The following is a 12,915-nucleotide window of genomic DNA, read 5'->3' on the forward strand; positions in this document are numbered from 1 at the left end:
GGCAAGACACGCCACATGGACATCCCCTGGTGGCGTGACGCCGTCGTCTACGAAATCTACGTCCGCAGCTTCGCCGACGCGTCGGGAGACGGCGTCGGCGATCTGGCCGGAGTCAGGCAGCGCCTGCCGTACCTCTCGCGGCTGGGCGTCGACGCGATCTGGCTGACCCCCTTCTATCCCTCGCCGATGGCCGACGGCGGCTACGACGTGGCCGACTACCGCGGCGTCGACCCGCTGTTCGGCACGCTGGACGACTTCGAGGCCCTGGTGGCCGAGGCGCACTCGCACGGCATCAGGGTGCTGGTCGACATCGTCCCCAACCACAGCTCCTCGATGCACCCGTGGTTCCGGGCGGCGCTGGCCGGGCAGGGCCGCGACCGTTACGTCTTCCGCGACCGGCCCAACAACTGGCAGTCCACGTTCGGCGGGCCCGCCTGGACGCAGGTGGCCGACGGCCAGTGGTATCTGCACCTGTTCGCGCCCGAGCAGCCCGACTTCAACTGGCGCAACCGCGAGGTGCACGAGGAGTTCCTCGACGTGCTGCGGTTCTGGCTGGAGCGGGGCGTCGACGGGTTCCGCATCGACGTGGCGATGGGCCTGTACAAGGCCGACGGCCTGCCCGACGTCGGCGACCAGTCGTTCAAGGCGCTCTCTCCGGTGTGGGGCCAGCCCGAGGTGCACGAGGTCTACCGCGAGTGGCGCAAGCTGCTGGACACCTTCCCCGGCGAGCGGATGGCCGTCGGCGAGGTGTGGACCGACAGCGCGGCCGATCTGGCCCTCTACGTCCGTCCCGACGAGTTGCACCAGAGCTTCAACTTCGCGTGGCTGCAGGCGCCATGGTCGGCGACGGCGTTCAGGAAGGTCATCGACGACACGCTGGGGGCCGTGCCGTTCGCGACGTGGGTGCTGTCCAACCACGATGTCGTACGGCACCGCACCCGCTACGACACCGCCGACCCTGGAACCGGACTCGCCAGGGCAAAGGCCGCACTGCTCGTCATGCTCGCGCTGCCCGGGAGTGCATATCTCTACCAGGGGGAGGAACTTGGCCTCCCCGAGGTGAAGGATCTTCCACCGGAAGCGCGCCAGGATCCGATCTTCTTCCAGTCGGAGGGGAAGCTCGCGGGGCGCGACGGGTGCCGCGTGCCGATCCCCTGGTCGGGTGACGCCGCGCCGTACGGCTTCTCGCCCGACGGGGTGGCGCCCTGGCTGCCGCAGCCGCGGACGTTCAAGGAGCTGAGCGTCACGGCGCAGACCGGTGACAGCGACTCCACGCTGGAGTTCTACCGCGGCGCCCTGGCTCGCCGCCGCGAGCTGGTGCGCTCGATCCCCTACGAGCTCACGTGGCTGGAGGCGCCCGAGGGCGCGCTCTTCTTCGCCCGCGGCCCGCTCACCTGCGTGATCAACTGCGGCACCGACCCGGTACGGCTGCCGCCGCACGATCAGGTGCTGCTGTCGAGCGCGGCGCTGACCGGCGACGTCCTGCCGCCCGACACCGCGGCCTGGCTGCGCACCACGGAATGAACCAGGGCGGCCGGTCCACCAGGGCCGGCCGCTTCCCGCTCTCAGGCGAAACGCTTCAGGTAAGCCAGTTCGTCCGGCCGCAGCCGGCGCGGCGCCGCCTTCTCCACGTCATAGGCGACGATCACCGAACGGGCCCGCACGAACACCTCGTCCTCGTCGCGGATCTCGTAGTCGAGCGTGAACCGTACCGGCCTGATCTCCGTCACCCACGTCTCCACCAGCACAGGATCGGCGCGGAAGGACAGCGGACGCAGGTAGTCGATCTCGTGCCTGGCCACCACCAGGCCCTTGAACGTCTCCCCGCCCTCCTTGTGGAGGTCGATGTGCAGCATCCCGAACCGCGCGTCCTCCAGATAGTCGAGGAAGCGGACGTTGTTCACGTGCCCCTGCGAGTCGATGTCCGCGAAGCGGACCGTGCGGGGGAAGACATGCTTGCTTGCGTGTGCGAGGGAGCGTTCAACCACGCCCACACCGTATCCGCCGGCCGCTCATGACCCGACACCGGGCGGGCTCAGTCCGGCGACCGGATCCAGCCGCCTGATCAGCACCACCGCCGCCTCGATCACCCGGCGCGCCTCCTGCTCGGTGTCGCAGGTGGCCACCTCCCGCGCCGCCTCCCCGATCACCGAGGTCAGCACCGCGACCGTCAACCGGTCGATCGGCTCGGCGCCCGCGCCGAGCAGCACCGCGTTCTGCCGCAGCCACTGCCTGCCCCGAGTACGGCGCAGCAACTCGAACCCGGGCGGCCCGTCGCCGTCCATGAACAGCCTGACCAGGTCCCGCCGGTCCCACGCGCCCTCCAGATAGGCGCGCGAACCGGTGATGAGCAGCTCGACGGGATCGTCCACCCCGTCCTGTTTCGCCTGGGCGACGCTGGAGGCCGACGCCTGCTCCTGGGCGAGCTGGTGGTCCTCCCACAGCGCCATGAACAGCTCCGCCTTGCCGCCGAAGTGGTGGTAGAGGCTGCCCACGCTCGATCCGGCCCTGGTGACCACGTCGGCCACGTTCGCCTCGGCGAAGCCGTGCTCGCCGAACACCTCTCTGGCCGCCTGCAGCATGACCTTGCGCGTCTGCGCCGTGCGGCTCCACTCCCACGCGCTGGAGGACCTGCGTGCCATGACCTCCATGGTAGGGCTGGGGGCCTCGTCCGGAGGTCAGTTCGCCTGGTGGACGATCCGGCCGCCCACGGCGACGAGGTCGGCGCGCACCTGCGGGATGGCCTCCACCGGGATCGTGAACAGGTCGTCCGACAGGATCGTGAAGTCGGCCAGCTTGCCGGGGGTGAGCGAGCCGCGGTCGTCGTCGCAGAAGTTGGCGTAGGCGGAGCCCATCGTGTAGCCCCGGATGGCGGTGGCCAGGCTCAGCCGTTCCTCCGGCATCCACGCGGGACCGCCCGCCAGCCCGCGCCTGGTGACGGCCGTGTAGATGCCGATCATGGGGTCCATCTCCGCCACGTTCCAGTCGCTGGAGAAGGCCAGGACGGCGCCCGCCTCGTGCAGCGAGCGCATCGGCCACGCCTTGGGCCATCGTGCCTGGCCGACCGCCTCCGCCCAGTCACGTCCAGGCCCCGCGATGTCAGGGGAGCAGTGCCGCGGCTGCATGCAGGCGACGACCCCGAGCTCGGCGAAGCGCGGCACGTCCGCGGGGTCGAGGCACTCCACGTGCACCACCTGGTGGCGGGCGTCACGCGGGCCGTTGACCCGCCGGGCGTGCTCGACGGCGTCCAGGACCGTGCGGATGCCCCGGTCCCCCGTCGCGTGGACGAACGCCTGGAAGCCCGCCGCGTCCAGCGACGCCAGCAGGTGCGCGAACTCTTCTGGCGGGTAGAAGGTCTCGCCCCGGTGCTCGCCGTGCCCGCAGTACGGCTCCAGCAGCGCGGCGGTGCGAGGCTCCACCACGTCGTCGATGTAGAGCTTGAGGGGGCCTGCCCTCAGCCACTCGTCGTCGAAGCGTGCGGCGGCGCGCGTGAAGGCGTCCAGGTCGGCGGCGCTCGTCCCCCTCGGGTGGAACAGCGCCGCGATCAGGCGGGACCGCAGCCGCCCCTCGGCGCGGGCCCGCTCGAACAACTCCAGGTCGTCCAGCGAGTTCTGCGGCTCGACAATGGTCGTGATGCCGTACCCGGTCGCCATGTCCAGGCTGCCGAGCAGCCGGGCGTACTGGCGCTCAGGACCCGCCCACGGCACCCCCAGCTTCGCCAGCGCCCGGTGGCCGTCACGGGAGAGCCCCCGGACGGCGAACTCGGTGACGAACCCCGTGGGCTCCCCCTCGCCGTCCACCTGGGCCACGCCGAACGGCAGCTCGGTGTGGTCGCGGTCGACGCCGAGACGGCGCAGGGCCGCGGTGTTGGCCCACAATGTGTGCACGTCGTAGCTGAACACGATCGCGGGAAGGTCGCCGGTGAGCGCGTCCAGATCCGCGGCCGTGGGCGTGCCGGGCAGGGCGGAGTAGTCGAACCCTTCGCACTCGACCCAGTCCGCCCGCGGGTGCGCGGCGCGCCACGCGCTGATCCTGCGGCCGATCTCGGCCAGGTCGGCGGCGCCCGCGAGCTGCACGCACGCATCGTCGGAGCCGAGCCTGACGTGGTTGTGGGCGTCCACGAAGCCGGGCAGCACGAGGCGGCCCCCGGCGTCGATCGTCTCCGCGGCGGCGGGCGCGTCGGCGTCCGCGCCCACCCACACGATCCGGCCATCCCGTACGGCCAGCGCCTCGGCCTCGGGCAGGGCGTCGTCGACGGTGTGGATCCGGGCGTTGCGCACGGTCAGGTCGGCGGTCATCCGTCCTCCTTGACGGGTTGTCATGATCGGTCCTTTGCGGGGAGGGGGTCTTCGGCGGGCGCGGGGCCTTCCACGGCAGCGACGTCTCCCACCCGGAGGCCGTCTCCCCCAGACACGGGGCGGTTCACGGAAGCGCCGTCTACCACCCGGAGGGCGCCGTCCCCGGACGCGGGGCCTTCCCCGGAAGCGGCGTCTTCCACCCGGAGGCCGTCTCCCCCAGACACGGGGCCATTCACGGGAGCGCCGGTGTCTCCGACAGGCCCGGTGTCTCCGTCGGGGCCGGTGTCATCTTCGGGGATGGTGACGAGCCAGTGGGTCGCACGGCGCGGCCGGAGGTAGAGGAGGTAGTAGGCGCCGAACAGCACCACGATGCCGCCCGCGATGAGCAGGTCCGCCGTGCTCTGCTCGAACAGCGCGTAGCCCAGCGCCCCGATCACGACCAGCGGCGGAAGCGGCCACAACGGCATCCGCCAGGCCCGCTCCCGCCGGTGCCCCGCCGTACGGGATCGGAGCGCCGCGGCGGCGAGCAGCAGCGAGACGACCGTGACGATCACCGAGGTGAGGCCGAGCAGCTGCTCGATGTCGAGCAGGGCGGCCATCACGACGCCGGGCAGGGCGATGACGAGCGTCGCGACGTACGGGGAGCCCCAGCGCGGGTGGATCCGGGTGAGCAGGGCGCTGACCTGCGCGGGCCAGGCGCGGTCCCGGGCGGAGGCGAACACGACCCGGCCGTTCTGGAGCACCATCACCAGGACGGCGTTGAAGATCGCGATGGCGATGCCCAGATCGACCGCGGTGGCCGCGCCGTCGCCGCCCCAGGCCCGCACGTAGTCGGAGAAGGAGCCGTTGACCAGGTTGTCGAGGGAGCCGACGCCCAGCACGGTGGCGGTCACCGGCACGATGATGACCACGGCCGCCAGCCCGAGCGACCAGAACACCGTGCGCGCGATGTTGCGTCGCGGATCCTTGATCTCCTCGGCCAGGTAGGTGGCCGTGCCGAAGCCGTTCACGACGAACATGGCCACGGTGAGTCCGGCCATCAGCGCCGCCACTCCGAACGGCGAGGCGCCGCCCTGTCCGTCGGGCACGACCGGTGACACGAGCACGTCGACGCCTCGCCTGGTGTTCGCGAGGCCGAGTACGGCGACCACACCGGCGGCGATCACCTCGATGCCCAGGAAGATGCCGGTGATCAGGGCGTTCGACCGGATGTCGAGCACCGCGAAGGCGGCGGCGGCGAGCATCACGACGGCCCCGGCGATCGCCCGGTCCACCGAGAACAGGTCTCCCAGGTAGTCCGCCGTGCCCAGCGCGATGATCGGCGGGATCACGATGAGCAGGGAGATGGACAGGCCGAAGGCGAGCCAGCCGCACAGCCGCCCGAGCATCGCCGTCACCATGGCGTACTCGCCGCCGGAGCTGGGCCTGAGCGTGCCCAGCTCGGCGTAGCAGCAGCCGACGGCTACCGACACGGCCACGCCCGCGAGCAGCGTGAGCACCGCGCCGCTGCCCTGCCCGGCGAGCACCTCTGGAACGATGATGAACAGCGAGGACGCGGGCGTGATGCACGAGAGGGTAAGCAGGACCGCGCCGAACAGGCCGAGCATCCGGGCCAGGGACGGCGCGGTCGCCGTGGTCGGGGCCGTGATCGTGGTTGTGGTCGTGGGCGCCACTTTCGGCTGGATCATGGAGGCTCCTCGAGCCGGTCTTTGAATGGAGTTCAAAGAGATTGAATGACATTCAAAATGCACTGCCGTACAGTGGTCCGTCAAGGACTCGACCACGACCGTTATCGCAAGGTGAGTGATGGCGCGGGAGCATCGCCGGCTGGATCGCCCACGGGAGCAGGTGCTGGAGGCGGCGATGGCGGCCATCGCCGAGCACGGTCTCGCCGACCTCACGATGGCCGGGCTGGCCCGCAGGCTTGGGACCAGCGGCGGGCACATCCTGTACTACTTCGGCAGCAAGGACCAGGTGCTCGTCGAGACGCTCCGCTGGAGCGAGGAACGCCTGGCGCCCAGACGGGCGGCGCTCGTCGGGAGGCCCGCTCCGGCCGACGCCAAGGTGGCGGAGTACATCGACCTCTACCTGCCGACCGGCACCGCCGACCCGCGCTGGCTCCTGTGGGTCGACGTGTGGAGCCGCACCCTCGCCGTGCCCGAGCTACGTCAGGCGCAGGCCGAACTGGACCAGGGCTGGCACGAGGACCTGGTGCGGCTGGTGGACGACGGGGTGCGGGCCGGGGAGTACATGCCGATCGACGCGGAGGCATTCTCGGTACGGCTGCGCGCGATGCTCGACGGGTTCAGCACCCAGATCGTGATCGGGGTGCCGGGGGTCGACCGCGCGACCTTCGCGACGCACGCCCTCGACTACACCCGCCAGACGCTCACCGCCCACCGCTGACCGGGGGCACCCACCCTCGCCGCCCATCGCTGACCAGGGGCGCTTTCACTTCCCTCCCTCGCCACCCACCCGCTGATCCGGGGACATCCTCCCTCTCCCTGCGTTGAGGCGGGACTCGGTGGGCCGGTTCACGTGGCCGCGTAACGGCGGCCCGGCCGCGCGCCCGATGACCGTCTCCCTGGACCGACGCCAGCCCACGGCGGCGGGTGGGCTTGGGCGGCTTGCCGTACAGGCTGGGGGAAGGCCGGGGCCGCACCCGCAGACCGGCCGCTCGAACGCGCAGATCCACGCCCCGCGAGCACTGGCGAGCACCGCGGACATACAGGCCCCCGCACCCCGACGCCCAGACCCCGCCCCTCAGACACGCTGGCCGCATACCCGGACGGCTGGACCCGCACGCCGGATGCGCAATAGGTCCCGGCGCCGGATAGGACAAAGCCCCCTCGGTGGACGGGAACGTGTCCTGGAGGGGGCTGAGGTCCGGCGGTGCGGTTAGTCGCGGCGGAGCTGGCGGTAGGTGACGCGGTGCGGGCGGGCCGCGTCGGCCCCCAGACGCTCGACCTTGTTCTTCTCGTAGTCGGCGAAGTTGCCCTCGAACCAGAACCAGCTCGAACCCTCTTCCCACGCCAGGATGTGCGTGGCGATGCGGTCGAGGAACCACCGGTCGTGCGAGGTGATCACCGCGCAGCCCGGGAAGTCGAGCAGCGCGTTCTCCAGGCTCGACAGGGTCTCGGTGTCGAGGTCGTTGGTCGGCTCGTCGAGCAGCAGGACATTGCCGCCCTGCTTGAGGGTCAGCGCCAGGTTGAGCCTGTTGCGCTCGCCGCCCGACAGCACGCCGGCCTTCTTCTGCTGGTCGGGACCCTTGAAGCCGAACGCCGCGATATACGCCCGCGACGGCATCTCGACGTGGCCGACCTTGATGTGGTCGAGACCGTCGGAGACGACCTCCCACACGTTCTTGTTCGGGTCGATGCCGCCACGGCTCTGGTCGGCGTAGGAGATCTTGACCGTGTCACCGATGACGATCGCGCCGGTGTCGGGCGTCTCGCTACCGGTGACCATGCGGAACAGCGTGGTCTTGCCGACGCCGTTCGGGCCGATGACCCCGACGATGCCGTTGCGCGGCAGGTCGAAGGTGAGCTCCTCCATCAGCAGACGGTCGTCGAAGCCCTTGGTGAGGTCGTCCGCCTTGATCACCGTGGTGCCCAGACGCGGGCCCGGCGGGATCTGGATCTCCTCGAAGTCGAGCTTGCGGTACTTGTCCGCCTCGGCGGCCATCTCCTCATACCGCTGCAGACGGGCCTTGCTCTTGGTCTGGCGGGCCTTCGGGTTGGACCGGACCCACTCCAGCTCGTCCTCCAGGCGCTTCTTGCGCTTGGCGTCCTTCTGCCCCTCGACCTTCAGCCGCTGGGCCTTGGCCTCCAGGTAGGTGGAGTAGTTGCCCTCGTAGGGGAAGGTGCGGCCACGGTCGAGCTCGAGGATCCAGGTGGCGACGTTGTCGAGGAAGTAGCGGTCGTGGGTGACGGCGAGCACGGTGCCCGCGTACTTCTCCAGATGCTGCTCCAGCCACTGCACGCTCTCGGCGTCGAGGTGGTTGGTGGGCTCGTCGAGCAGCAGCAGGTCGGGGGCCTCCAGCAGCAGCTTGCACAGCGCGACGCGGCGGCGCTCACCACCCGACAGCTTGGTCACGTCGGCGTCGGGCGGCGGACAGCGCAGCGCGTCCATCGCCTGCTCCAGCTGGGAGTCGAGGTCCCACGCGTTGCGGTGCTCGATCTGGTCCTGCAGCTTGCTCATCTCCGCCAGCAGCTCGTCGCTGTAGTCGGTGGCCATCTGCTCGGCGATCTCGTTGTAGCGGTGAAGCATCGCCATCGTCTCGGCGACGCCCTCCTGCACGTTGCCGAGAACGGTCTTGGACTCGTTGAGCGGCGGCTCCTGCTGAAGCATGCCGACGGTGAAGCCCGGCATGAGCTTGGCATCGCCGTTGGACGGCTGCTCCAGGCCGGCCATCATCCGCAGCAGCGTCGACTTACCGGTGCCGTTGGGGCCCAGCACGCCGATCTTGGCTCCGGGCAGGAACGACAGGGTGACATCGTCGAGGACAACCTTGTCGCCGTGCGCCTTGCGCACGCGCTGCATCGTGTAGATGTACTCCGGCATGCCTTCTAGCTTAGGGCGTGCGCGAACCGGCTTCCGCCGTACCCGATGGGGTGATCTTCTCTTTCCCCCCTCTGGCGGGTACGGCGGGCGGCCGTCGGCTCAGAGCACGTCGAGGGTACGGCCCGCAACAGAGACAGGGCGTGCGCCTCGACGGGGTAACAGGTCAGGCCGCAGGAGCCCCCCGGTGGGAGGTAGCGGATCAGGCCGCTAGAGACGGATCCACTGGCGGCGCTAGCGAGCCAAGTCGCGGGAGACGGACCCACCGACGGAGACGGCTCCCACCGAGGCGCACCGGAAACCCCAGGAGGCGGGTCCCACCAGGTGGGTGATGACACGCGAGGCGGACCCCCCGGGGGACCCCCCGGGGGACCCCCCGGGGGACCCCCCGGGGGACAACGGCTCAGCCCGCAGAAGGGCCCATCAGTGCGGTGGCAATGGGTCAGGCCGCGAGAGACGGATCCACTGGCGGGCGGGGGACGGGTCGGACCGCAGGAGGAGGGCCGACCGGGCTACGGAGGGGTAAGGGGGTGGGCCGCAGGAGGCGTGTTGACATGGGGGCGACTGGTGGAGGTATGGGTCAAGCCGCAGGGGGTGGGTCCATCGGCGTGGAGGGTGGCGCGGGCTGGACGGCGGGAATGCAGATGCGGTCGCGACCCAGCTCCTTGGCCCGGTAGAGCGCCAGGTCGGCGGCGGCGAGCAGCTCGATCAGGTCGTCACCGTGAATGCTCATGATGGCCACACCAGCCGAGATCGTCACCGTGATCAGGGCGTCGTCGGCGGGAACGGCCATGCGGCCGATCCTGCTGCGCAGGCGCTCGGCCACCCTGCGGGCCTCGGTGATGTCGGCGCGCGGCAGCAGGACCACGAACTCTTCGCCGCCGAACCTGCCCACCACGTCGTAGTCGCGAAGCTGGCTGCGCAGCGTCGCCGCCACCCCGACCAGCACCTGGTCGCCGACCAGGTGGCCGTGCTTGTCGTTGACCCGTTTGAAGTGGTCGATGTCGATGATCAGCAGGGCCAGCGTCTCTCCGGTGCGGCGAGCCCTGACGATCTCGGTGTCGGCCTCACGCTGCCATGCCGCCGCGTTGAGCAGGCCCGTCTTGGGGTCGGTGCGCGCGGCGGCCTGGAGCTGAGCGTGGAGCAGACTGCGCTGCAGCAGCACCACGGGCGGGAGCGCCAGCGCCAGCAGCGCCAGGTTGAGCCCGCACGCGATCGCCACGATGACGCCGAGGCACAGCTCGACGATGTCGAGGATCGCGCTCTCCCTGTCCCACAACACGTCGCGCCAGCGGGTGTCGGGGTCGGCGGTGTGGGCGGCGATCACGATCAACCCGGTGTTGAGAACGGCGAACAGCGCCGCGCATCCCACCGCGAGCATGATCGGCGCCCCCGCGCCCTTGGACAGCACCGAAATGTCGGGCACCACGGCATGGAACACCACCGAAGCCGCACCACCGGCCAGACCGATGGCCGCGGAGCTGAACACCCTCCGATAGAGCACCGTCGCCCTCACCCGCAGTTGCATCAGCATCTGCAGCAGGATCGGCGCGAGCAGCGCGTAGATCGGGGGAAGCAGCAGCGCGACGGGCAGCCACCACGCTGACAGCAGGTCGCGGGAGACTCCCGCGGGCATGCCGAGACGCCGCGTCGCCTCGATGCACACCGCGCCACAGCCCATCAGCGCGGCGAACATCATGACGTCCGGCCAGCGATAGGGGCCAGTAGACGCGAAGAACACGATCGCCGCGAGATCCAGCGCCACGATCCCGCTGAGGTAGGCCACGAGTGGTCGACGCTGCGCCAGCAACGGCCACCGGCCCGCGAGTGTGGACACACTGTCACGAGGCTTGATCGAGGTATGACTGGTCGCCGCCATCTTGCCTCCTCCCTGACTAACGATGTGTAACACAATAGTTGCGGAGTGTGCGTTGCGCGATGGGAACCGCTACCTTGGGCAGCGTGGCCATCTGCGTCCGGTGGCCGAGAATGGGCCCGTTCACTCCGCGAGCGGGCCGTGATGAAACCGCTCACTCCGCGAGCGGGCCGTGCTGGAAAGGAGCAGCCATGGTGCGGGGCGTCACCTGGACCTGACAGATGCTCTAGCCATCTGACACGGAACACCATCGGCCGACCCCTTCCGGCAGGCTCGAGTTCTGACTCGTGATGCCACCACGCGCGGCCGATGCCCCCTCCGCCTCCCCATTTCCTCCCTGTGTACGGCTTGGCATGCGCTCGCCCAGGTCTTGAAACGAATGGTCCATAACGCGGCGGCTTGCATTGATGGCCAGCCGAAGGCCGCTCGACCGGGCCGCCAAGAAGGCGACGTGGACGGCGGCGAAGGGTGACGCAGACGCCCGAGAAACCGGCGTACAACCCGAGAAACGGCAAAGCGCGGCTGATCCTCGTGTCGCATGGATCTGTACCGGATGCGCCAGGTGGTCGAAATCTTTCGATGCAGGGGCCTGACAAGGGAGTCAGACTTTACGTCTGTAGGTAACGCGAACCCGACCCACGACGCGGCCCAACCACACCCACGGGAGATCAACCCCCTGCGTGGAGTGGTCGGCGACCTGCCAGCGCGGCATCGGCCCAGCACGCCAAGCGATCGGCAACTACGCCCAGCCAACCGAACGACCGATAATCGCGCCAGCGCAGCATCGGCCCAGCACCCTGAGCGATCGGCCAACTACACCAGGGACCGGCAACCACGCCAGCGCGGCATCAGCCCGGCACGCAGGCGATCGGCCGTACCAGCGATCGCCAGATCACGCCCAGCCCGCCGAAGCGATCCGCAACCACGCCGGCACGGCATCAGCTCACCGGCCGAGCAGTCGGTGACCCACGCCTGGATGGCGTGGGCCAGAACTCCGGAAGCGTGCTGGTCAGGCGGCCTTGGAGCGGCGGGAGCGGGGGGTGGCGGCGCGGGGAGCGTCTTCGCTGGTCAGGATGCGGACCTTCCCCGCCGCTCCCCCGTGTCCGGCACCGGGATCCGCGTCCGGTTCCGCTGAGGGCGAGTTGTCGTCACCCTCGGCAGGCGCCAGTGTGATCGTGTCGCCGTTGCCCGCAGCAGGCGCCGGACCGCCTGGGTGCTCGGACGCCGACTGGGACGTCGGGCCAGATGCGACCTCCGACGGAGCCTGCGCCGTGGCCTCCGACGCACGCCCGAACGCGTCCTCCGACGCAGGCCCAAACGTGGCCGCCGACGCGGGGCCGAACGCGGTCTCCCGCACGGCCCCGATCGCGGCCTCCGACACCCGCCCGGAAGCGCCCTCCGACGCGGGCCCGAACGCGGTCTCCGACACGTGCTCGATCGCGGTCTCCGGCACGGCCCCGATCGCGGCCTCCGACACCCGCCCGGATGCGCCCTCCGACTCGAGCCCGAACGCGGCTCCCGACGTGGGCCCGAACGCGGTCTCCGAGGCGGGGCCGGTGGGCATGTCGGTGCTCGCTTCGGCTGGAGCGACGGGGAAGGGCCAGCCTGCCGCGTCGTCCTGTGCCGCCTCCTCCGCGAAAGGCAGCGCCGCCGCGGGCACTGGTCGTGCGTGGAGTGGGCGGACGTTCGCCGCGCCCGACATGGCCCAGTCCTGCGTGGACTCGTCGAGGCTTTCCCTGGTCTCCTTGCTCAGCGTGCCGATGCCGCCCGAGCGCTCCGGCTTGGAGAAGGCGCCGACGCCCCAGCGCAGGTCGTGGCCGATCGAGCTGGCCTCGATCTCGGGCATGAACCGGCGGTCGCCTTCTGGCCCGAACTCCCTGATCCGCAGCTTGCCGCAGACCACGACGGGATGTCCGACCTGGAAGGACTGGGCCACGTTGTCGCCGAGGGTGCGCCAGCAGCGGACGGCGAAGAACACGGTGTCTCCGTCGGACCACTCCTGGGTCTTCCTGTCGAAGAAACGATGCCTGGTCGCCACTCGGAGCGAGGTCACTCTCGAACCGTCGGCGAAGGCGTGCTGGCGGGGTGGGGCTGCGACGTTGCCGGTGAGTGTGATGTAGATGTCGTTCATCGTGCCTCCCATGTGGCGGGCCGGGTGCCCGCTGCATGGGGAAACGGTGT

At 70.3% G+C, this 12,915-nt stretch carries 9 protein-coding genes; 2 read left to right on the top strand and 7 right to left on the bottom strand.

Translation table 11 applies throughout. From position 1 onward, the window contains the following. The first annotated feature begins 15 nt into the window (after positions 1-15). Positions 16-1,524 carry a glycoside hydrolase family 13 protein gene (locus tag ACFXJ8_RS21595; RefSeq protein WP_379645706.1) on the top strand — a complete coding sequence of 503 codons (1,509 nt, stop codon included), beginning with the start codon at positions 16-18 and terminating at the stop codon, positions 1,522-1,524. Between the two features lie 41 nt (positions 1,525-1,565). Here the strand turns inward: ACFXJ8_RS21595 and ACFXJ8_RS21600 are convergent, their stop codons facing one another. Genes ACFXJ8_RS21600 through ACFXJ8_RS21615 form a run of 4 tightly spaced genes read right to left on the bottom strand, consistent with a single transcriptional unit; the run spans position 1,566 to position 5,986 of the window. Further along, the gene (locus tag ACFXJ8_RS21600; protein WP_379645707.1) at positions 1,566-1,988 is read right to left on the bottom strand and encodes an acyl-CoA thioesterase; all 423 of its coding nucleotides are present in this window, start codon (positions 1,986-1,988) and stop codon (positions 1,566-1,568) included. 24 nt (positions 1,989-2,012) lie between these two features. Then, positions 2,013-2,642, bottom strand: a complete 630-nt coding sequence (locus ACFXJ8_RS21605; protein WP_379645708.1) for a TetR/AcrR family transcriptional regulator — start codon at positions 2,640-2,642, stop codon at positions 2,013-2,015. 36 nt (positions 2,643-2,678) lie between these two features. Then, on the bottom strand, positions 2,679-4,298 hold the full coding sequence (locus ACFXJ8_RS21610; protein WP_379645709.1) for an amidohydrolase: 1,620 nt from the start codon (positions 4,296-4,298) through the stop codon (positions 2,679-2,681). A gap of 20 nt (positions 4,299-4,318) precedes the next feature. After that, positions 4,319-5,986, bottom strand: coding sequence for an APC family permease (locus ACFXJ8_RS21615; protein WP_379645710.1), 1,668 nt, complete (start codon positions 5,984-5,986; stop codon positions 4,319-4,321). A gap of 118 nt (positions 5,987-6,104) precedes the next feature. Here ACFXJ8_RS21615 and ACFXJ8_RS21620 point away from each other — a divergent pair, with 118 nt between their 5' ends. Beyond that, the gene (locus ACFXJ8_RS21620) at positions 6,105-6,704 is read left to right on the top strand and encodes a TetR/AcrR family transcriptional regulator (RefSeq protein WP_379645711.1); all 600 of its coding nucleotides are present in this window, start codon (positions 6,105-6,107) and stop codon (positions 6,702-6,704) included. A 492-nt stretch (positions 6,705-7,196) separates the two neighbouring features. On the opposite strand, the gene ettA is transcribed toward ACFXJ8_RS21620, so the two are convergent. The 3 genes from ettA to ACFXJ8_RS21635 all read right to left on the bottom strand — a co-directional run bounded on the left by ettA (position 7,197) and on the right by ACFXJ8_RS21635 (position 12,865). Beyond that, a complete protein-coding gene (gene ettA, locus ACFXJ8_RS21625) occupies positions 7,197-8,861 on the bottom strand; it encodes an energy-dependent translational throttle protein EttA (protein ID WP_379645712.1) in 1,665 nt (554 codons plus the stop codon). Positions 8,862-9,438: 577 nt separating this feature from the next. Beyond that, positions 9,439-10,737 (bottom strand): GGDEF domain-containing protein, encoded by a 1,299-nt coding sequence (locus tag ACFXJ8_RS21630; protein WP_379645713.1) that lies wholly within the window; start codon positions 10,735-10,737, stop codon positions 9,439-9,441. A gap of 1,006 nt (positions 10,738-11,743) precedes the next feature. Next, entirely contained in the window at positions 11,744-12,865 is a 1,122-nt protein-coding gene (locus ACFXJ8_RS21635) for a single-stranded DNA-binding protein (protein WP_379645714.1), read from the bottom strand. Positions 12,866-12,915 lie beyond the last annotated feature (50 nt).

This window comes from Nonomuraea sp. NPDC059194, assembly GCF_042754765.1.
GTDB lineage: Bacteria > Actinomycetota > Actinomycetes > Streptosporangiales > Streptosporangiaceae > Nonomuraea.